Genomic DNA, 20854 nt, shown 5'->3' with positions numbered 1-20854 from the left:
TGGCCCATCGGGGTGCGCTATAGTCGCCCCTGCTCATACGTATGACGGACTCGCCGGGTGCCTTGTCGGCGACCGCGTCGGCCCCTCCTGTGCGGACGGAGCGAATGTGCCCTCACATGCCACCCATATGGACGGCTTACTACCCAAATCAATCATGGAATATCCTCGCCCCGGGCTGTGCTCGGAGCGGGGGTCCCACTTGGCTCGATATCGGTGGCGAATAATTGGCCGTATGGCCGAATGTGGATCCTGCACGTCCGCTCCGGGCGCTTTCGCTGTCACGATCCAGCAAAGCGGAGAACGAGATTCCGGCCCTCCTCGCCGACCGGCCGGGCAATACGACGTGAGCATCCCGTACGGCCGGACGGACGAGTCGCGTATGTCAGACGTTCGCGGCGATGCGCGCGGCGGCCGAGAGCCGGGCACAGCCGTCCGCGCCGTCCCGCGCCGGGACAGGGAACAAGACCAAACCCAGTCGAACCGCGAGGAGAACGCAGGACGATGACCGTGCCGGACGATGCCAGGACCGCGACCCCGACCGCGGCGGACCAGCGGTGAGCGAGCCGGCGATAACCCGGCCGGAGGCTCCCGCGGACTCGCCGGCCGGCCGGCCGGCCGCACCCGGCGACTTCTGGAAGCTGTGGGCGGGCCAGTCGATCAGCCTGCTCGGGGACAGCTTCATGCTGGTCGCCCTGCCGCTGTTCGCGGTGAGCACGCTGCACCTCTCGGCGGCGCAGGCGGCGCTGACCCCGTTCGCGCTGAACGCGCCGTTCCTGTTGCTGAGCCTGCCGGCCGGCGCGCTCATCGACCGGCGCAGACGCCGTACGGTCCTGCTGGCCTGCAATGCCGTCCAGGCCGCGGTGTTCGGCTCGCTGGTCTTCATCGCCTGGCTGGGGCAGCTCTCCTTCGCCCTGCTGATGATCCTTCTGTTGATCAGCGGATGCGCGCTGGTGTTCTTCCAGGTGGCCTACACGACGTATCTGCCGAGTCTGGTATCCGATCCGGACGAACTGCACCGCGGCAACGGCCGGCTGTACCTCTCCGAGGCCGCGTCGAGAACCCTCGGGCCGGTAGGGGCGGGGCCCCTGGTGAGCCTGCTCGGCCCGCTCGTCACCATCGCCGTGAACGCGGGTTCCTTCCTGGTGTCCCTCGCGGCCGTCGCGTCGATCCGGCACCGCGAGCCGAAGCCGCAGCCGGCGCCGGTGAAACGCGGGTCGATGCTCCGGGAGATCCGCGAGGGGCTGAGTTTCGTGCTCCGCCACCCCTGGCTGGAACCCGTACTCTTCGCCGGGGCGGTCTACACCTTCTTCCTCAGCATGCTGGAGTCCACCCTGGTCCTTTACCTGCACTACGACTGGGGCATGTCCACCGGGGAGATCGGCCTGGTGCTGGGTCTGGCCGGTCTGGGGTATCCCGTCGGCAGCGTGCTCTCCAAGCGCATGATGGACCGGTTCGGAACCTCTCGTGCGCTGATCATCAGCCTGGTGGTGAACATACTCGGCTGCATGGCCATGCCGGCCTTCGGCGCCATCGGCTGGACGGCCGGCCTGATCACCGGCGGGATCATGCAGGCCTTCGGCGACTCGGTCTTCGGCCCCATCTCACTGACGCTGCGCCAGACCGTCACCCCGTCCGGCCTGCTCGGCCGGGTCAACTCCGTCCAGCGATTCCTGCTGTGGGGCATGGTGCCGCTCGGCAGTCTCGGCGCCTCCGCGCTGATCTCGCTCGACGGACTGTCCACCGCCCTGTGGACGGGCGGCGTCGGTACCGCCCTGTGCCTCCCCATCCTGACCCGCCGGGGCGTACGCCGCGGCTGGCACACACCGATGGAGAAACCTGCATGACGCACCGGGCGGCCGAGGTGACGGGGCCTGTCACCCCCCGAACCGCTGGGGGCCGCCCGCCCCCGGTCCCACGCGCGCCGCGCGAACGCGCGAGGAGCAGCGACACACCGCCGGCACGTTCGAGGAGGCCGGACCACCGCACCGCGGCACCCGGCTGCGCGTGCCCCCACCCCCGACTGCAACGAGGCTGATCGATGACCATCGCCGCTGTCCATGTCCACCGCCTGGTGGCTCCCCTGCACACGCCGTTCGTCACCGCCCTGGCGAGCCTGACCCACGTCTCCACCGTCGTCGTCGAGATCGTCGACCAGGACGGGCGCTCCGGCTTCGGTGAGGCACCGGAGGTGTGGACCGTCACCGGATCCTCGCTCGCCTCCAGCGAAGCCTGCGTCACCGAGGTCTTCACCCCGCTGCTCATCGGTCGCGACGCCGACGACCTGGTGGACAACTGCCGCAGGGTCGCCCGTGCCGTGGTCGGCAACGAACCGGCCAAGGCCGCGGTGGACATCGCGCTGCACGATCTGGCCGCGGTCCGCCTCGGAATCCCGCTGGCCCGGCTGCTCGGCGGCTCCCGCCTGGCGGTGCCCACCGACGTGAGCCTGGTGGTCGGCACGGTGGACAGTATGGCCACGGCGGCGAAGAGCCGGGTCGCGGAGGGCTTCGAGGTGCTGAAGGTCAAGGTCGGCACGGACGCGGCCGCGGACGTCGACCGTGTGAAGTCGGTCCGCCAGGCGGTCGGCCCCGAGGTGAGCATCCGTCTGGACGCCAACCAGGGCTGGACGCCCCGCGAGGCGGTCCGGGTCATCCGCTCGCTGGAGGACGCCGGCACGAGGGTGGAGTTCGTCGAACAGCCGGTGGCCTACCGGGACGTGGAGGGCCTGGCCTGGGTGAGCGACCGGGTCGGGACCCCGATCATGGCGGACGAGTCCGTCTTCGGGGTGCGTGACCTGATGGAGGTGATCCACCGGCGCGCGGCAGACCTGGTCAACGTCAAGCTGGCGAAGAGCGGCGGACTCAGTACCGGCCGTACCCTGCTCGAACTGGCGCGGGCCCAGGGCATGGGCACCATGCTCGGCTCCATGCTGGAGAGCGAGATCGGCACCGGCGCCGCGGCCAGCCTGGTGGCCGCCTACGGCACCACGGCGGTGAGCGACCTCGACGCGGTGTGGTGGCTCAAGGGTCCCGCCGTCGCCGGCGGCATGCGGTACCGGGGCGCCACGGTCGTACTGCCCGACGCGCCGGGCCTCGGCGTCTCCGGCCTGCTCGCCGCGGAAGCCCGCAGCGCCCCGCGGACACGGCCCTGACGACCTCCCGCTGTCGGCCGCGATGACGTCGAGGTCCGCGGCGGTCGGGCTGCCCGCCAGCGTCAGCGTCGGCAAGGCCGTCATGGTCCTGCCGAGGGGACGCTATGCGACGCCCGCCGACGCCGTGACGCACTGCGCTCTTCCCCTCCCGCCGGAGAGCCGACGAGGAGGCCACCGTGCGGCGCTGTTCGCTTCCGCGATGCCGCACCTCCGCACGACGACCCTCCGGCTCCGCGCGCCGGCACAGGCCGCCTGTCGCCACCGTGCGGCGACGGCCGGGCGGGTGGGACGGCGCGGCGTGCGGAGGTGACGGGGCTGGGGGTGGCCGTGCGCGCCCCTCAAGGCCCACGGGCTCAGCCGGTCCGGCCTCCTACGCGGGGGTCGACCGGTGTGAGAACCCCGAGCCGGTCCTCGATCGCCTGGGCGGCGCCCAGGCACAGGTCCTCCCGGAACGCACGCCCGACGATCTGTACGCCGGAGGGGAGTCCGTCGGCCGTTCCGGTCGGTACGGCCACACCGGGTACGCCCACGAAGCTGGTCACGGTGCACAGACGCATTCCCGACCCGACCCGGTCCCTGCCTGACCTGTCGCGCGACTCCAGCCCCGGTTCGACCGGCGGCTCGGTGAAGACGGGGCCGAGCAACAGCGGGTACCGGTCGAGGAATGCGGCCCACGAGCGGCGGATGTTCAGCCAGGTGCCCATCAACTGCACGAACTCGTCCGCGCTCGCGGGCGGGGTCTGCTCCATCATCATCTCGATGTAGCGGTCCCCGCCCCTGCCGAGCAGCCCGCGCACCACCGGCCAGGTCGGAGCGAACTCGGTGACGGTGATCCGGCCGTACGCCGCGAGGGCCTCGTCCATCCGCGGCACGTCCTGCTCCTCGCGCACGTCGTACCCGGCGTCGCGGAGCGCGTCGGCCGCGGTGGCGACGGCCCGGCGAACCGTGGGGTGGGTGCCGTGCCCGCCAGGGTCCGCCACGACCGCGACCTTCACACGTCCGGGGAGCGGTGCGCCGTATGCGGGCACCGGCACGGCCCGCGGGTCTCGCGGATCGGTCCCGGCCAGCACCTCGTAAGCGAGCCGAAGATCACCCACGCGGCGGGCCAGCGGGCCGTCGGTGACCAGCATCTGGGACGCCGGGCCCGGGTCGTTTGGGCCCAGCACCCGGTGGTCGGCAGGGAACCGGCCCGTGGACGGCTTCAGCCCGGCCACGCCGCAGAACTGGGCCGGGACACGCACCGATCCTCCGGAGTCGTTGCCGAGCCCGAACGCCGCCATGCCCGTGGCGACGGCCACCGCGTCACCCCCGCTGGAGCCGCCCGGGGTCCGGCCGCTGTCCCACGGATTGACCGTGTCACCGAACAGCTCGCTGCGCGTGTGCATCCCCGCCAGGATCAGGGTGGGGATGTTGCTGTGCCCGATGGGTATCGCCCCGGCCGCGCGCAGCCGCGCCACCGGGGGTGCGTCGGCCGGCGCCACCAGATCGCGGAAGCGTTCCGTGCCGAACGTGGTCGGCACGCCTTCGACGGCGGTGCTCTCCTTCACCGTGAAGGGCACGCCCGCGAGGGGCCCCAGCGCTTCGCCCGCGGCCCGCCTGCGGTCCGTCCGCGCGGCGGCCTCGCGGGCACGCTCCGCGAGCAGTTGCGTGACCGCGTTCACCCGCGGGTTGACCTCGGCGATGCGATCCAGGTGACTGTCGACCAGTTCGACGGCCGATACGTCTCCGCTGCGCACAGCCTCCGCCTGCGCGGCGGCCGGCATCCTCCACAGGGCATCCCGCACGGCTCCACCTTCCTCCCCGATGTACCAATGCGCTTGCATCGGAACCGCAACCGTACCCTGGAACCGATGCGCGCGCATCGCATGAAGTCGCTGCGCAGGAGAGCGCAGGGAAACAGGGAGGCGACCGGGTATGCCCAGGCAGGTGGATCACGTGAGCCGACGCCGCCTCATCGCCGAGGCCGTGTGCCGCCTCGCCGACGAACGCGGACTGGAGGGCGTGACCCTTCGCGACGTCGCCGCCCGCGCGCAGGTGTCGATGGGCGCCGTCCAGCGGTGCTTCCGCACCAAGGAAGAGATGCTCGTGTTCACTCTCGGGCACATCGGCGAGCTGATCAGCGAGCGCGTACAGGCCCGCCTCGTCAGGAGCCCGGCCCAGTCGGCCGGCACCGCCCTGGGGCACGCGGCCACCGAGGTCTCACTGCTCCGGGAGGAGCACCGCGCCGAGGCCAGGGTCTGGCTCGCCTTCGTCGCGCAGGCCGCTGTCAGCGAGGCGCTCGCGACGACGCTGAAGGCGAACTACGCAACCTTGCAGAAGGCGTTCGCCCACCTCGTCTCGGCAGCCGCCGAGGGCACCGACCGCGCCGTGCCCCTCGATCCGCAGCGCGAGGCCCGCACCCTCCTCGCCCTCGCCGACGGCCTCACTACGCACGTCCTCATCGGCCACCTCACCCCGCAGGAGGCACACGACGTCCTCCACGCACACCTGGCCGGCCTCTGGGAGTAGCCGGGACAGCCGCATCGGCTGAACCCTTGCCGCGCCGCGGCGGCCCCGCCCTCGACTCGGCCGGGACCGGCGCCACGCCGTCCAGCGCGCCGGACACCTCCCCGCGGTACGGCTCGGCCGAGGAAGTCCTGTCCTGTCACGCGGGCGGCGCGCCGCCGTGGAAGGGGCGGACGCGCCGTCGGTGTGGCTCGCCGCCGCGGTGGAGGGCGGCACTGTCGGTGTTCGAGCGCCTTCGCCTCGGCTGTCGGCGGACTTCGGGACAGACGGCTCGGGCAGGTGGCGCCGGAGTCGGACGGGCAGGGGTCCTCCTGCCGGTACATCCCAGCCGGCGCCGGCTGCGACGGCGGTACGCCAGGGCCGTAGTGCTGTGGCCGGCAGACCCTCGGACCACGCCCCCACGAGCGTCCGGCCCGAGCGATGGGCGACGAGAAGAGAGCCCGGTGCCGGGTCTTCCTCGACCACCTGTGCCTCGTCGTTGACGCCTCATCAACCTGAACCCTGCTGGTCTCGAAGCCCTCGAACAAGGCCCGCACCTCCCGCCCTCGTTGATGCACCGCCCATGGCACCCGTGGGCCCAGAACGCCCCCTCACTTGCCCACGAGGACTACTGGGGCAACAGGCCGCGCAAGCTGCCCCCTCACCGACGAGTGCTGAACCGGCACAGCCTTCCCCGTGCGCCCGGTGCGGCGGGTGACGGACACAGGCCTGGTGTGTGCGACGAGGACACTCCTGGCGCCCGCGCAGGATGTCGACGCACTGTTCCCGCCGTACAGCGTCCCGAGGCAGTCGCGGGGCGGTCTCGCCACGCGACTGGAGCACGGGCATCGACAGGTCACCCTGTACGCGCGGGCCCGTGACCGGCCCGACGGGCTGGCCGCCGTCGGCGACTCCGCCGGCGCCCGCAACCCGGCCTACGCGCAGGGCGTGACCGCGGCCGTGCTCCGCGCAACGTCCTGACCACGAAGCACACCCCGTTCACGCCGCCGCCGGTGTCCGTCCGCTCCCTCCTCGCGGCGGTCCTGTCGGTTCGCTTTTCTCACGCCCCGAGGCTTGACAGCACTGTCATGTCCTTTCACCATCGGTGAAGTCGATTCACGATAGTGAAAGGGGTGTCACGTTGCGGACCATTGGTCTCGAAGAGCACTTCGTCACGCCGGACCTGCTGGGCTACAGTGCGGGGTCGTCGATCGGTCAGCCCGACAAGTGGCGGGAGGCGTCCCGGCGGCTGCTCGATCTGACCGGGGAACGTCTGGCCGAGATGGACGCGGCCGGCCTCGACATGCAGGTCCTGTCCCTCACGGCCCCCGGCATCCAGGCCGAGCCGGACCCCGCCTCCGCGGTGACACAGGCCGCCGCCGTCAACGATCTGCTGGCTGGTCTGATCGCGGAGCATCCCACCCGGTTCGCCGGCTTCGCGGCCCTGCCCCTGCAGGACCCGCAGGCGGCGGCGAAGGAACTGGAACGGGCGGTCACCCAGCTCGGCCTGCGCGGCGCCCTGGTCAACGCGCACACCCAGGGCCGCTACCTCGACGCCCCCGAGCTGCGCGGGGTGTGGGAGCGCGCCGAGGGGCTCGACGTGCCCCTCTACCTCCACCCGGCCAACGGCGTCGACACCCCGCACGTCATGGACGGGCACCCCGAACTCATCGGCCCGATGTGGAGCTGGGGTGTCGAAACCGGCTCACACGTGCTGCGGATGATCTTTGGCGGTGTCTTCGACGACTTCCCCGACGCCAAGCTGCTCCTGGGGCACATGGGGGAGGGCCTGCCCTACGTGCTGTGGCGCCTGGACTCGCGCTGGGGCTTCCACAACCACCACGGCGTGGAACTCGCCCGGGGCAACCCCTCGGAGTACGTCCGCCACAACCTCTACCTCACCACCAGCGGCGTCTGCTCGGCACCCCCGCTGCTGTGCGCGCTGCTCGCCATGGGCCCCGAACACATCCTCTTCGGGACCGACTACCCCTTCGAGGACATGGCGACGGCCACCGACTTCCTGCGCAACGCACCGATCAGCGAGGCGGACCGGGCGAAGATCGCCCACCTCAACGCCGAACGCCTGCTCCGGCTGTGACACCGGCCCACGCCAGTTCCCCCGTTCGAGGTCCCTGTCGGCGCGGACACGGCCGACGGCCGGGCGCGCCGACGCCGCGCCAGGCGGCCCGGTGTCGCGACCGATGTCAAGGCCGGGGCCCTGACCGGATACGACCAGGTGCTGACGCGCGCCCAAGGCCCGGGCGACTGGGCCCCACTGCCGCCTCCGTGATCCCTTCGCTCGCTCGGGGATCCCGCCGCCCCTGATGACCGGCACGCACAGTCACGCACAGTGAGGAACGGAAGAGCAGTGACAGAAAGTGATTCAAGGCTCCACGACGTGGCCATAGTCGGCTTCGGCCCCGTCGGTCAGACACTGGCTCTGCTCCTGGGCCGGGCCGGCCACGACGTCATCGTCCTGGAACGCTGGCCCAGTCCCTACGACCTGCCCCGCGCCGCGCACTTCGACCACGAGATCGGCCGCATCTTCCAGGCGGCCGGCGTCGGGGAGGAGGTCCGGGCGCTCACCGATCCGGTGCGCGACGACTACGAGTGGCGCAACGCGGCCGGCGAGACGCTGGTGCGTATCGACTGGTCGCGCAACGGACTCTCCGGCTGGCCCACCGCCAACTTCTTCAGTCAACCGCAGCTGGAAGCCGTGCTTGCCAACGCTGTGGAAGGCCTCGCCACGGTCACTCTCCGCCGTGGGTGCGAAGTCGTCGACCTCGAAGCGGGCGACACCTCCGTCCGGTTGACCGCCAACGGCGCGGGTGATGTCCGCGCGCGGTACGTCATCGGCGCCGACGGCGCCAACAGCTTCGTCCGCTCCACCATGGCCACGTCCGTCACCGACCTCGGCTTCTTCTACGACTGGCTGGTCGTCGACGTGCTCCCGCACGACCAGGCCGAGTGGTCGCCGAAGAACTGGCAGCTGTGTGACCCCGAGCGGCCGACCACCCTCGTGTCCGGTGGTCCGGGCCGACGGCGCTGGGAGTTCATGCGGCTGCCGCACGAGAACGCCGAGGAACTCAACACACCGGAGGCGGCCTGGCGGCTGCTGGAGCCGTGGGGGCGTACGCCGGACAACACCACGATCGAGCGGCACACCGTCTACACCTTCCAGGCCCGCTGGGTGGACCGCTGGCGCGAGGGCCGGCTCTTCCTCGCCGGGGACGCCGCCCACCAGATGCCGCCGTTCGCCGGCCAGGGCATGTGCTCGGGACTGCGCGACGCGATGAACCTCGCCTGGAAACTCGGCCTCGTCCTCGACGGCCGCGCCGACCCCGCTCTGCTCGACACCTACACCTCCGAACGCAGCGAGCACGTCCAGCACGCCATCGGCATGTCCATGGCCCTGGGCCAGGTCATCTGCGTCCTCGACCCCGACGCCGCCGCGGCCCGCGACGAGCGGATGATCGCCACCGGTGCCGATCCGCGGCACGCGCTGCCGGCCACCCCGCCGCCGGTTCTGGGCGACGGAGTCCTCCAGCGGTCCGCCGACGGTACGCGGGCCCCTGACGTCGGCCACCTGACACCCCAGTACGAGGTCACCCATCAGGGCCGTACCGCCCTGCTGGACGACCTCACCGGCGGCGGGTTCACCATCCTGTCCGACGGTGCCGCCCCGCTCGCCGCACTCGACACCGCGGACCACGACTTCCTCAGCGGCATCGGCGCCACGATCGTTCCTCTGTACACCGACGACGCACCGGCCGAGGGTTACACCGACGAGTCCGGCGGCTACCTGGCACACCTGCGCGAGCACGGGCACGTCGCCGCCGTCGTGCGGCCTGATTTCTACCTCTTCGGCGCTGCCGTCGACGGGGCTCAGCTGAAGGCCTTGGTCGTCCAACTGCGGCAGCAACTGTGGCAACCTGCCGCCACCGCCCCTTCCCTGCCGGCTCCCGACCAGCCGCTGGCCACCTTCGACTAGTTGCCGCGGCACCGGCCTCGCCGATGCGCTCGCACAGTCATGCACCGGCCCCCGCGGAACCGCTCGGGCGGCCGGGCACAGGCCACGGCGCCACCCGCCCCGGACGTCTCACCGCACTCGAGCCCGACGTGCGGTGAGACGTCGGCGGACGGTCAGTGGGCCCGGCGACCGTGCTGTCACGGACATCGGGGTGCCGGGCGGCCGGATCCGCCACGCGCAGTTCCTCCCAGGCCGGCACGGTGAAGCCGCATGCTGCCCCGACGCCGCGCGAGACCGTCGTGGGTCACCTGGTCGCCACCGGCCCGCCGCTCCCGCTCGATCGACTCGGCACCGGGTTCGGCGAGGCGGTGCCGGCCCTGGCAACCGCGCGGTGACTCGACCCGGATCAGCACCCACTCCTTGGAGTTGTGTTCACTTCTGTGCGAAGCGTTGACGTCCAATCAAACATGACCGGACACTGTGACGCACTTCCTCCCATCGAAGGGACACCCCCCCATGCTCGAAGGGAAATACAGAAGCGCGCTCTTAGCGATGTACGTGCTGGCTGTCGCCCTGGTGGCCGTCGCCCTCCCCCCGGCCCCCGCCCGGGCGGCCGAGGACGCGATCACCACGTGGACGATCGGCGGCCCGTCCGCCGGCTCACCGGTCTCGGCCGAGGTCATCCTCGAAGACGGCGAGCTGAGATTCGGCGTGTCCCGGCAGGGCACGCCCGTGCTGACCCCGGCCCCCATCGGCATCGAGACCACCGCCGCCGACCTGACGCAGAACCTGACATTCTCCGGGCGAGCGGACCGGACGGTCACCGAGTCCTACACGATGACCACCGGCAAGAGGCGCACCCAGCAGACCGCGTACACCCAGACGACCCTGTCCTTCACCGGCACGGGCGGCGCCCGGCTGGACGTGGTGGTGCGGGTGTCGAGCACCGGCGCCGCCTACCGGTACATCCTCCCCGGGTCGGGGAGCGTGACGGTCGAGCGGGAGGCGTCGTCGTGGACGGTACCGTCGACGGCGAACGCCTGGCTGGTCCCCGGCCACCGTGAGGACCAGGGCCAGTGGATCCGTACCACCGCGGGTTCGGCTCCGGCGAACGACTACGCCGTTCCCGCCCTCTTCCAGGTCGGATCGACCTATGCGTTGGTCGCCGAGACCGACCTCGACGGCCGCTACGCCGGCAGCCGCCTGACCCACCAGGCCGGCTCGGCGACCTACAGCACCACGATCACGAACGCGCCGGTGACCGCGACGCTGCCGCTGTCCACACCGTGGCGTACCGCGGCCGTCGGCGACCTGGCCACCGTCACCACCTCGACGATCGTCGACGACCTCGCCCCGCCGTCCCGGGTCGGCGACACCTCGTGGATCGAGCCCGCAGCCTCCGCCTGGTCCTGGCTGACCGAGCACTCCAGTCCCTCCGACCCCGCTCGCCAGCGTGACTACATCGACTTCGCCCAGCACCACGGCTGGGACTACGTCCTGGTCGACGAGGGCTGGCAGGAGAGCTGGCTGCCGGACCTCGTGGACTACGCCGACGCACGCGGCGTCAAGCTGATCGTCTGGTTCAACTCCTCCGCCCTCCAGACGGCCGAGCAGCGCGAAAGGTGGCTGCCCCTCGTCAAGAGCTGGGGGGTGGCCGGCGTGAAGATCGACTTCAGTTACGAGTTCACCCAGCCCACGCTGAGGTGGTACGACACCGTACTCGCCCGGACCGCGCAACTCGAACTGCTGGTCAACTTCCACGGATCCGCCACGGCGCGCGGCATGCAGCGCACGTGGCCGCACGTCATGACCGGGGAGGCGGTCTACGGCGCGGAACAGCAGAACAACCGGGCCGCGCGCAACACGGTGCTCCCCTTCACCCGCAACGTCGTCTCCAGCATGGACTTCACCCCGGTCGTCTTCAGCATGAGCAACCGGGACACCACCGACGCGCACGAGCTGGCGACCGCCGTGGTGTTCGAGTCGGGCTGGCAGCACTACGCGGACAACCCCGAGAGCTACCAGTCCCGGCCCGAAGCGCTGCGCATCCTCGATCAGCTCCCGACGGCCTGGGACGAGACGCGGCTCCTGGCCGGCGCGCCCGGACAGGAGACGTACATGGCCCGCCGGGCGGGCGGCAGGTGGTACGTCGGCGGCATATCGTCCGTCGACGCGAAGACGTTCCAGTCACCGCTCGGCTTCCTCGGCGACGGCCGGTGGCTCCTGGAGACCGTACGCGACGGTTCCGGCCCGCTGGTGCGGGAGACCCGGGTGGTCTCCCGCACGGACACCCTGTCCGTGCCGATGCAGCGCAACGGCGGCTTCGCGTCCGTCCTGTGCCCGTACACCACGGGGATCACGACCTGCGGCTCGTCCGACTACGACGGCGTGCTCAAGGGCCGGGAATCCGGTCGGTGCGTCGACGTGCCCGGCGGCGCGCAAGCCAACGGGACCGATGTCATGCTCTGGGAGTGCAACGGCCAGGCCAACCAGGTCTGGACGCAGACCGCTGCCCGGCAGCTCACCGTGTTCGCCGGCAAGTGCCTGGACGTCGACGGCGGAGGCACCGCCGACGGAACGGTGGTACAGATCTGGGACTGCAACAACACCGGCGCCCAGCAGTGGACGGTGGGGGCCGACGGGTCCGTGGTCAACCCCGCGTCGGGCAAGTGCCTCACCGCCCGGGACCACGGCGCGGACAACGGCACGGCACTGGTGATCAGCACGTGTGACGGCGGCGCCCACCAGAGGTGGACGCGCGCCGCGACGCCCGCACCCATCAGGGGCCAGGAGTCCGGGCGCTGCCTGGACGTACCCGGCAGCCGTACCGACAACGGCACCCGGCCGGCGCTGTGGGACTGCAACGGCGGCGCCAATCAGACCTGGACCTCGACGGCTTCCAACCAGCTCAGGGTCTTCCCCACCGAGTGCCTGGACGTCAGCGGCGGGGCGACCGCCGACGGAAGCGCAGTCGTGATCATGGACTGCAACAACTCGGCGAGCCAGCAATGGCGCGTCAGGAGCGACGCGTCGATCGTCAACGTGGCGTCCGGCAAGTGCCTGGACGCCTACGGCGGCGGTACGGCCAACGGCACCCAGGCGATCATCTGGACGTGCAACGGGGCCGCCAACCAGAGATGGACCCGTGGCTGATCCCTCCCGCTCCCGCCCTGGACGGACAAGACCGACCGGACACCGTCCACAGGGGTGAAGCGCTGAGCGACCCCGCGGCCCCCGGCCGGCGACAAGCCGGCCGGGGGCCGCGGGCCGGCACGGTCTCGGTGCGCGGAGTGCTGGTGCCGGCCGTCATGGCGGCGCCCGGTCCCGCCAACGTGCGGCTCCCCCCTGGCCTGTATGGCCCTGTGAGGTCGGGAACGCGGCCGGCGGGTGGCCGGCCCTTCAGCGCGGTGGGTCCGCGGTGGTGATCGCAGGTGGGCGGCCAGCCGGGGAAGGCGTCGCGTCGTTCCTGCTCCGAACGGTGGGGGCGGGCGTGGGCCCACTCGTCCAGCAGGGTGCGGTTGAAGCGTTCGACCTTGCCGTTCGTCCGGGACCGGCAGGTGCGCGCTGGTGCGTGCTGCCGGCCGCGGCCTGGGCATCGTGCCACGGACGGGACTTCGTGCAGCGGAGCCCGGTGCCGGCCGACGAGGTGGCGGCGAGCGTGGACGAGGTGCTGCTGCCTCCGGCCGCACCGCGTGCGTGACGCCCCGTCAGCCGCCCGGGCCCGCCGGGGACGGGGAGGCGGTGACGCGCCGCAGCCGCTGGCCCCGGCGCCACACGGCCCGGATCGAGAGGCTGTCGGTGATGTCGGCCGTCGGATCACCGCTCACCAGCACCAGGTCCGCCTGCCGGCCCGGCACGACGCGCCCGCGGTCCGGCAGCCGGAAGGCGTCCGCCGCCGCCGACGTGGCCGCGGTGAGCGCCTCGGCCGGGGTGAGCCCGCACTCCACGAGCAGGGCGAGTTCCTGATGCAGGCTGACGCCGTGCGCCGTGCCCAGTACGCCGACGTCGGCGGCGTCGGTGCCGGCCACCACGGTGACGCCGGCCCGGTGCAGCGCCCCCGTGGCGAGCATGGCGTTCCGCAGTGAGCTGGGACTGCCCAACTGCCAGCAGGTACAGAGGTTCTGGTGCCACGCGTCGGGGAGGTACGGCCGCGCGCGCACGTCGTCCGCGACCGACCGGCCGGTGAGCTCCCCGGCCATCGATCCCATCGTCACCAGGGTCGGAACGACGAAGACCCCCGCTTCCTTGATGGTCCGGACGATCTCCTCGCTCGGCGGCCGGTCCATGAAGACGTGGACGAGACCGTCGACGCCGGCCCGTACCGCCGCGAGCGTGTTGGCCACGCTCGTCGCGTGGGCCACCGCGAGCAGCCCGTGCGCGTGGGCCTCGGCGACCACGTTCCTGGCCGTCTCCTCGGACAGGGTCGGCGAGGGATGCCCCATCGCGGTTCCGTCGTCGATGAGGAGCTTGATGAAGTCGGCTCCCTCGGCGATCCGGTCCCGGACGAAACGCGCCGCGTCCTTAGGGCCGTCGACCACGGGGAACTGCTCGGGGAACGACAGGCCGATCAGCATCGACGGATGCCCGCCGAGGACGGTGGCGCCGGTCGACGCCGACCGGATGTCCGCGACGTCGTCACGCTCGGCGGCGCGGGTGCGCTGGTCGCCGAGGCGCTCGGGCACCGTGAACATGTCCAGCTCGGTCGTCACGCCGAACCGGATCGCCAACGCGAGGGCCTCGCCCGCCGGGTGGGTGTGGGAGTCGATGAGTCCCGGCATCAGCGTGGCGCCCGCGCCGTCGATGACGCCGTACCGGTCGGTGTCGTACGAGCGGTCGCCGGGCCGCGGAACGACCGCGGCGATCCGCTCGCCCACCACCTCCACGTCCGCCTCCTCCACGGTGTTCTCGCCGTCGAAGAGGCGGACGTTCCGCACGACGAACGCGCCGCGGTGCCGCTCAGAAGCCGACATGGTCCGCCCCCTTGAGGCCGAGCATGGCGCGGGCCTCGTCCGGGGTGGCGATGTCACGGCCGACCTCGGTGAGAATCCGGGACACCTTCGCCACCTGTTGGGCGTTGGACGTGGCCAGTTCGCCCCGGCCGATGTACAGGCTGTCTTCGAGCCCGACCCGGACGTGGCCGCCGAGCAGCGCGGAGTGCGTGGCGAACGGCATCTGGTGCCGGCCCGCGGCGAAGGCCGAGAGGTGGTAGTCGTCGCCGAACAGGCGGTCGGCGATGGTCACCATGTGCCGCAGGTTGTCGGAGTCGGCACCGATCCCGCCCAGGACGCCGAAGACGCACTGGATGAGGAACGGGGGCTTCGCCAGTCCGCGCTCGGCCATGTGCGCGAGGTTGTAGAGGTGCCCCACGTCGTAGCACTCGTACTCGAAGCGGGTCCCCGCGCCGTCGCCCAGCTCCCGCAGGGTGGTGGCGATCTGCGCGAAGGTGTTGCTGAAGACGGCCGACTCGGAGGCGCGCAGATACCGCTGCTCCCAGTCGTGCTTCCACACCCGGTCGACCTCGGCCGCGGGATACACGCCGAAGTTCATCGAGCCCATGTTCATCGACGCCAGCTCCGGCCGGGCGCGGCGGGCCGCGGCGAGCCGGTCCTCGATCGACATGGTCATGGCGCCGCCGGTCGTGATGTTCACGACCGCGTTCGTCCGCTCCTTGATCTGCGGCAGGAACCGCATGAACACATCCGGGTCGGGGGTCGGCTGCCCGGTCCGCGGGTCGCGGGCGTGCAGGTGCACGATCGCCGCGCCGGCCGCCACCGCCTCGACGCTCTGCTCCGCGATCTCGTCCGGTGTCACCGGCAGGTGCTCGGACATGCTGGGGGTGTGTGCCGAGCCGGTGACGGCACAGCTGATGATCGCCTTCGGCGACCGCTTCATCTGGGCTCTCCTCGTTGCTGCCCCGGGCGTCGCCGGGCGTGTCAGGGCCGATGGGGTGCGGGGGCGCGGGACGCGCCCCCGCGGGCCGGGGTTGTCAGTAGGGCTGTCCGAGGGCCATGAACGCGGCGGAGGCCACGGCCATGTTCTCGGTGGTGGGGGCGCCTTCCTGCTCCAGACGGGACAGGGCCACGCTCGTCTCGACGACGATGGAGACCCGCGCGTATCGCCGCTCCATGAAGGCGTCGAAGGCCGCCTGCAGGGTGGGCTCCTTCGCGACGCACTGCCCCAGGACGACGGCGTCCTCGATCGCCATCCCGCCACCCATGCCCATGTGTGCGGTCGTCGCGTGCGCGGCGTCACCGATGAGGAGGGTGCGCCCCCGGTACCAGGGGGCGGGCAGGAGGATCCACTCGAAGGGCCGGGCGATGAGGTCCGCGCCCGGGGCCAGGCGGCGCCTGAGCTCGACGACGGCGGGTGCCGTGAACGAGTCGAGGAGCCGGGTGAAGTGCGCGTAGGTGTCCTCTTCGGTCAGCCAGGTGCCCTCGGGCAGGTCGACCACGGCGGGTACGTAGATGAGGTTTCCGGGGAGATGGTAGAAACCGAGCCTGCCCTCCGGGCCGTTGTACCACCCCTCGCCCTCGATGGGCGGTCCGGACAGCATCCAGCGGAAGCTGAACTGCCCCGAGTAGGCGGGCCTGGGGCTCTCGGGGAAGATCCGGGAGCGCGTGCGGGAGCCGATCCCGTCGGCGCCGACCACGAGGTCGTAGCGGGCTTCCCGGCCGTCGGTCGTGGTGACGAACACCCCGTCTCCGCGCTCGTCCACCGTCTGGGTCGTCACGCCCCTGTGGACCTCGGCGCCGAGACCCTGTGCCGTCTCCTGCAGGAGCTCCAGCAGCGCGGGACGGTGCACGCCGAGCGGGGTCTTGGCGCCGGGCCACTGCGGTCGCTGCGGGCCCTTGCTGAGCAGCCGTCCGTGCTCGTCCATCTGATGCGCCGCGGTCGTCCCGTCGGTGAACGGTGTGCTGCGGGCGTGGAGCGCGTCGTACACGCCGAGTTCGTCCAGTGCCTCCGTGGCCCGGCCGGACAGGGCGAGCGACGCCCCGCCGGGCGCGTCGGCCAGCTCCAGGACCTCGCACTGCACTCCCGCGCGGCTGAGGGCGATCGCCGCCGAGAGGCCGGCGATGCCGCCGCCGACGATCAGTGCTGTCGAGACATCATGTGCCATGGGTGAGAGCCTTTCCGGTCAGACCGCCGCGTGCGGTCCGGTCGAAGGTGTGGGGGTGCGCAGTGGACGCAGGGCCTCGGTGACCCGGGCCAGTTCGTCGAACATGGCCGTCGCGGACGCGGTCATGACCTCGTTCGGAACGAGCGTGCCGTCCTCGCCGACGAACTGCTGCACGAAGGGCAGGGAGACCGCCTCGGACAGCGGGGTCATCTTGAGGGTGGTGACCACCTGTTTGATCATCTGGGCGGCCCGGGTGCCTGCCGAGACACCGCCGTAGCTGACCAGTCCGACGGGCTTGTAGTGCCACTCCCGGTGCAGGTAGTCGATGGCGTTCTTCAACTCGGCGTTGTAGCCGTAGTTGTACTCCGGCATCACGAACACGAAGGCGTCCGCGCCGGCGATCCTCGCACTCCACTCGCGGGTGTGCCGGTGGGTGTAGCGGGCCAGCCGCGGGTGGTGCGGCTCGTTCATGAACGGCAGGTTCACCTCGGCGAGATCCACCAGCTCGACCTCGGTGAAGCCGTCGTGTCTCCTCGCCTCCGTCTCGACCCACCGGGCGACGACCGGGCCGGTTCTGCCCGGCCGGGTGCTCGCCACGATGATCGCCAACTTGGACATGTGCGACTCCTGTCGACTCACGGGGGTCAGAAGATGGCCAGGGGGTTGACCGGCAACCCGGTGGCGCCCGTGACCGGCGCCGCGCCGACCACGAACAGGAAGGTGTGGCGGCCGAGTTCACCGCATGCCGTCGCCAGCGCGGCCACGTCGGCGTTGTCGATGAGCGGCATGCCCAGGCGGGCGAGCGCGACCTGGTGCATCACCGGCGGCCGGCCGCCGGGACGGACGGGCGGCAGGTCCCCTATGTCACCGGCGTAGACGCTCACCTCACGCTCGGCCATCCAGCGCACGGCGCTGATGTCCATGCAGGGCACCTGCTCCGTCAGATGGTCGGCGACCCGCCAGCCGCCCCGGACGACGAGCGCGTCTCCCGACGCGAGCCGAGTGCCGGTGCGCCGTTCGGCCTCGGCGAGATCCTGGCCGGTCACGGCGTGGCCCGGTTCGAGACGCCCGTCCGGTGCGAGGTCGAGGAAGACGCCCCGCGTGGTGATCCCGGCCGCGAAGGGGGTGGTGGAGCCGTGCCGGAGCGATCCGCCCACGACCGCCTCGTTCAGGGGACGACCGGGGTAGACCTGGCCGTCGGCGGGCACGTGGGCCAGGGCGTCGATGTGCGTGACGGCGCCGTGGTGCGTGTTGAGGACCAGGACGTCGGTGAGCACCCGGGTGGGTGATCCGTTGAACGCCATCATCTGCATGACCCCGGTGGGCAGACCGCCGTCCCCGAAGGGCACCGGGCCGACCAAGGGGGCGGGCCGGACGGGGAAGGCCAGCGACACCACGCGTCCGGTGGTCGCGGCCGCCACGCCACGGGCCCGTGCCTCGTCCGTGATGAAGTTCAGGGTGCCGGACTCGTCGTCGGGTCCCCACCGGCCCCAGTTCGTGGGGACGTCCCTGGTGCTGTCGGGTGATGTCGTCATCGGTCGCTCACTTGCTCTCGTGCGGGTGGTGCCCGGCGGGCGGGGATGTCAACAGGGGTCCGGTGCGCAGGGCGGCATCCGCCGTCCCGTCCTGGGCGGCGACGCCGTCGGAGCCGGTGGCGGCGGGGTAGGGGTAGGGGCCCAGGCGCAGGACGAGGACGGCGCACAGCAGCAGGACGCCGGCGAGGAAGGGCATGACGGCGTCGTAGCTGCCCAGCAGCTCGTAGCCGAGGTTGACGGCCAGCGGGCCGAACGCCGAGGTCAGCATGACGGCTGCGTTGAGGAGGCCGAGGAGCGACCCGAAACGGCGCATGCCCAGGTAGCGGCTGATGAAGTACGGCAGCAGATCGATCTCGACGCCGAAGGCGAGGCCGATCAGCGCCGCGCCGACGGCCGCGCCGGCGAACGAGACGTTCAGGAGGAACATGCCGGCCACCGGACAGAGGATCACGGCGGCGCACACGTGGGGCGCCTGGAAACGGTCGAGGAGGACGCCGCCGAGCATCCGGCCGAGCAGTGACGTCAGACCGAAGACCGTCAGCAGGGCCGCGGCCCGGCCGGAGGAGATGCCCTGGTCGGCCACCATGGGCACGATGTTTCCCTGGAGGCCGACCACGGCGACGCCGATCAGGCAGAGGTTGACCGCGATCAGCCAGAAGTCCGTGCCGCGCAGGGCTTCCCGGACGGTGAGCCCCGGCAGTTCGAGACTCACCGTGTGGTCGTCCTCCTTCGCCTCCTTGAGCAGCCGGCCGCGGACGCTGCGCTCGGCCCGGACCCGGACGAGGCCGAACACCATGACCATCGAGACGACGAGCGCCAGCAGGGCCAGCCATCGGTAGGTGGTCTGCCAGCCGTACCTGGTGAGCAGGAAGCTGGCGAGCAGGGGGGCCAGGGTCGAGCCGAGCGCGGAGAGCGAGGCGGTCACCCCGACCGCCGTGCCGCGTTTGCTGTCGAACCAGCTGAAGACGGCCTTCATGAAGGGGATCAGCGTGCCGCCGGCGAAGAAACCGGCGAGGAAGTACGGCACGTAGAAGAGCGGCAGGGTGCGCGGGACCACGGTGGCCAGGGTCAGGCAGAGGCAGTACAGCAGCCAGGACGGCACGACGACCCAGCGGAAGGCGAAGCGGTCCAGGAGGTGGCCGACGACCGGTGTTCCGATCGCCTGGCCCAAAGCCATGAAGGTGAACGCGGCCGTCACCGTGGCGCGGCTCCAGCCCGTCTCCGCGGCGAGGGGGATGACGAACAGGCTCTGCGTGCTCATGATCACCGGGCCGGCGCTGACCGCCATGGCGAGCCCGGAGCCGACGGTGACCCACCAGGGGCTGCGGACGCGCTCGGCGCGTGGTGTGAGAAGTCCGTTCACGTAATGGGCACTCCTGATCGGTCGAGGCCCCACGGAGGCGAGAGGGGGCCAGGAGACGGCACTCACCGGCCGTCGGCCGGGGTGCGGAAGCCGTCCCCGTCCCGGGCCGGCCTTCTGGGCGCGGCGGGTCAGAGCACGGACCGGCGTCGGTCTTCGACGCGGTCGGCCGCCGAGGCTGCCCCCGGGGCGGCGAGCCGACGCCGCGGTACCTGATTTCCGTTACCGCAGCGTTGCTTTGGGGTGTCGCCTACGCTAGGAGATCGAGCACTGAATGGCACCCTCTGTGCCACTGAGTGGAACGGACGTGATGATGAGAGCCGACCGGTCCGCGCCGGACCCGGACAGGGAAACACCCCGACAGGCGAGGAGCGCTCCCGTGGGCGACGGGCTCATCGAGCGGGCGTTCGCCCTGCTCGGCTCGTTCGACTCGGAGCATCGCGCACAGCCGTTGGCGGGGCTCACCCGCCGGACCGGCATGGCGCGCAGCACGGCACTGCGTGTCGCCCGTCAGCTGACCGAGGTCGGCGCCTTGGAACGTCTCGACGACGGCCGTTTCGTCGTGGGCCTGCGGCTGCTGGAGATCGCGTCGCTGGCGCCGCGCGGACACGGGCTGCGGGCCGTGGCGATGCCGTTCATGGAGGACCTCTTCCACGTTACCGGCCATCACGTCCTGCTGGCCGTGCGCAACGACGACGAAGCCCTGCTGGTGGAACGGCTCTCGACGCACGACGCCGTCCCGATCCGCTTCCGCGTCGGCGGCCGCATCCCCTTGGTGTCCACCGGCGTCGGCCTGGTGCTCCTGGCGAACGCGCCGGCCGACGTCCAGGAACGAGCCCTGGCCGGCTTCGTCCCCGGTGAGGCCGGCGACGCCATCCGCACCGCCGACGATCTGCGCCGCAGCCTCGCGGAGATCAGGAGGGGCGACTACGCGGTGGCCCGGCGGCCCAGCCCGGAGAATCCGCGTACGACGGCCGCCGCACCCGTGCGCGACGAGGACGGGGTGGTCGCGGCCCTGTCCGTGGTCGCCCCGAGTCCGCAGTTCGATCCGGCGGCCTACGTGCCGGCCGTGCGCGCGGCCGCCCGCGCCATCTCGCGTCAGCTGCGGACCGGGCAGGGCGGCCGGTGAGCGGCAACCGGGGGCGCGGCCGGCCTCCCGCTCCGGCCGCGGGACGTCACGACCGGCCGGCGGCGGTCGTGTCCGGGCAGGGGAGGAGCCGTTCCCCTCTTCCGGCCGAGC

Annotated in this window: 15 protein-coding genes; 8 read left to right on the top strand and 7 right to left on the bottom strand. The window is 71.8% G+C overall.

Translation table 11 applies throughout. The features are described from left to right. The first annotated feature begins 554 nt into the window (after window positions 1-554). Both ACFF45_RS23300 and ACFF45_RS23295 read left to right on the top strand, forming a co-directional pair. Entirely contained in the window at window positions 555-1844 is a 1290-nt protein-coding gene (locus tag ACFF45_RS23300; protein WP_381348381.1) for an MFS transporter, read from the top strand. 194 nt (window positions 1845-2038) lie between these two features. Continuing rightward, a complete protein-coding gene (locus tag ACFF45_RS23295) occupies window positions 2039-3148 on the top strand; it encodes a mandelate racemase/muconate lactonizing enzyme family protein (RefSeq protein ID WP_381348380.1) in 1110 nt (369 codons plus the stop codon). 353 nt (window positions 3149-3501) lie between these two features. On the opposite strand, the gene ACFF45_RS23290 is transcribed toward ACFF45_RS23295, so the two are convergent. Further along, window positions 3502-4932: an amidase gene (locus tag ACFF45_RS23290; RefSeq protein WP_381348379.1), complete on the bottom strand. Its 1431-nt coding sequence runs from the start codon at window positions 4930-4932 to the stop codon at window positions 3502-3504. A 130-nt stretch (window positions 4933-5062) separates the two neighbouring features. Between ACFF45_RS23290 and ACFF45_RS23285 the strand changes: the two genes are divergently transcribed. The 5 genes from ACFF45_RS23285 (at window position 5063) to ACFF45_RS23265 (ending at window position 12755) form a co-directional block, all read left to right on the top strand. After that, a complete protein-coding gene (locus tag ACFF45_RS23285) occupies window positions 5063-5656 on the top strand; it encodes a TetR/AcrR family transcriptional regulator (protein ID WP_381348378.1) in 594 nt (197 codons plus the stop codon). A 690-nt stretch (window positions 5657-6346) separates the two neighbouring features. Further along, the gene (locus tag ACFF45_RS23280; RefSeq protein WP_381348377.1) at window positions 6347-6613 is read left to right on the top strand and encodes a hypothetical protein; all 267 of its coding nucleotides are present in this window, start codon (window positions 6347-6349) and stop codon (window positions 6611-6613) included. Window positions 6614-6773: 160 nt separating this feature from the next. Then, window positions 6774-7730, top strand: a complete 957-nt coding sequence (locus ACFF45_RS23275; RefSeq protein ID WP_465269423.1) for an amidohydrolase family protein — start codon at window positions 6774-6776, stop codon at window positions 7728-7730. A gap of 252 nt (window positions 7731-7982) precedes the next feature. Further along, window positions 7983-9623 (top strand): bifunctional 3-(3-hydroxy-phenyl)propionate/3-hydroxycinnamic acid hydroxylase MhpA, encoded by a 1641-nt coding sequence (gene mhpA, locus ACFF45_RS23270; RefSeq protein WP_381348376.1) that lies wholly within the window; start codon window positions 7983-7985, stop codon window positions 9621-9623. Window positions 9624-10154: 531 nt separating this feature from the next. Next, on the top strand, window positions 10155-12755 hold the full coding sequence (locus ACFF45_RS23265) for a ricin-type beta-trefoil lectin domain protein (RefSeq protein WP_381348375.1): 2601 nt from the start codon (window positions 10155-10157) through the stop codon (window positions 12753-12755). Window positions 12756-13309: 554 nt separating this feature from the next. On the opposite strand, the gene ACFF45_RS23260 is transcribed toward ACFF45_RS23265, so the two are convergent. The 6 genes from ACFF45_RS23260 to ACFF45_RS23235 all read right to left on the bottom strand — a co-directional run bounded on the left by ACFF45_RS23260 (window position 13310) and on the right by ACFF45_RS23235 (window position 19617). Next, window positions 13310-14572, bottom strand: a complete 1263-nt coding sequence (locus ACFF45_RS23260) for an amidohydrolase family protein (RefSeq protein WP_381348374.1) — start codon at window positions 14570-14572, stop codon at window positions 13310-13312. Further along, a complete protein-coding gene (kce, locus tag ACFF45_RS23255) occupies window positions 14559-15494 on the bottom strand; it encodes a 3,5-dioxohexanoate:acetyl-CoA acetone transferase (RefSeq protein ID WP_381348373.1) in 936 nt (311 codons plus the stop codon). The genes ACFF45_RS23260 and kce overlap by 14 nt, the downstream gene beginning before the upstream one ends. Window positions 15495-15588: 94 nt before the next feature. Then, entirely contained in the window at window positions 15589-16719 is a 1131-nt protein-coding gene (locus ACFF45_RS23250; RefSeq protein WP_381348372.1) for an FAD-dependent monooxygenase, read from the bottom strand. A gap of 18 nt (window positions 16720-16737) precedes the next feature. Next, window positions 16738-17337 (bottom strand): NADPH-dependent FMN reductase, encoded by a 600-nt coding sequence (locus tag ACFF45_RS23245; RefSeq protein WP_381348371.1) that lies wholly within the window; start codon window positions 17335-17337, stop codon window positions 16738-16740. A gap of 26 nt (window positions 17338-17363) precedes the next feature. Beyond that, a complete protein-coding gene (locus tag ACFF45_RS23240; RefSeq protein ID WP_381348370.1) occupies window positions 17364-18254 on the bottom strand; it encodes a cyclase family protein in 891 nt (296 codons plus the stop codon). Window positions 18255-18261: 7 nt separating this feature from the next. Continuing rightward, complete coding sequence (locus ACFF45_RS23235) at window positions 18262-19617, bottom strand: MFS transporter (protein ID WP_381348369.1); 1356 nt, start codon at window positions 19615-19617, stop codon at window positions 18262-18264. A gap of 376 nt (window positions 19618-19993) precedes the next feature. Here ACFF45_RS23235 and ACFF45_RS23230 point away from each other — a divergent pair, with 376 nt between their 5' ends. Further along, window positions 19994-20743: an IclR family transcriptional regulator gene (locus ACFF45_RS23230; RefSeq protein ID WP_381348368.1), complete on the top strand. Its 750-nt coding sequence runs from the start codon at window positions 19994-19996 to the stop codon at window positions 20741-20743. Window positions 20744-20854: the final 111 nt, after the last annotated feature.

The organism is Streptomyces cinereospinus (assembly GCF_042430725.1).
Taxonomy (GTDB): Bacteria; Actinomycetota; Actinomycetes; order Streptomycetales; family Streptomycetaceae; genus Streptomyces; species Streptomyces cinereospinus.
Note: the sequence above shows the minus strand (reverse complement) of the source record. Positions and strands in the feature narration are given on the sequence as shown.

What these genes read in the sequence shown, in the direction of transcription:
- ACFF45_RS23295 (WP_381348380.1), top strand. Translation starts at nt 2,039, where the DNA reads ATGACCATCGCCGCTGTCCATGTCCACCGCCTGGTGGCTCCCCTGCAC.
- ACFF45_RS23285 (WP_381348378.1), top strand. Translation starts at nt 5,063, where the DNA reads ATGCCCAGGCAGGTGGATCACGTGAGCCGACGCCGCCTCATCGCCGAG.
- ACFF45_RS23265 (WP_381348375.1), top strand. Translation starts at nt 10,155, where the DNA reads ATGTACGTGCTGGCTGTCGCCCTGGTGGCCGTCGCCCTCCCCCCGGCC.
- ACFF45_RS23260 (WP_381348374.1), bottom strand. Translation starts at nt 14,572, where the DNA reads ATGTCGGCTTCTGAGCGGCACCGCGGCGCGTTCGTCGTGCGGAACGTC.
- kce (WP_381348373.1), bottom strand. Translation starts at nt 15,494, where the DNA reads ATGAAGCGGTCGCCGAAGGCGATCATCAGCTGTGCCGTCACCGGCTCG.
- ACFF45_RS23250 (WP_381348372.1), bottom strand. Translation starts at nt 16,719, where the DNA reads ATGGCACATGATGTCTCGACAGCACTGATCGTCGGCGGCGGCATCGCC.
- ACFF45_RS23245 (WP_381348371.1), bottom strand. Translation starts at nt 17,337, where the DNA reads ATGTCCAAGTTGGCGATCATCGTGGCGAGCACCCGGCCGGGCAGAACC.
- ACFF45_RS23240 (WP_381348370.1), bottom strand. Translation starts at nt 18,254, where the DNA reads ATGACGACATCACCCGACAGCACCAGGGACGTCCCCACGAACTGGGGC.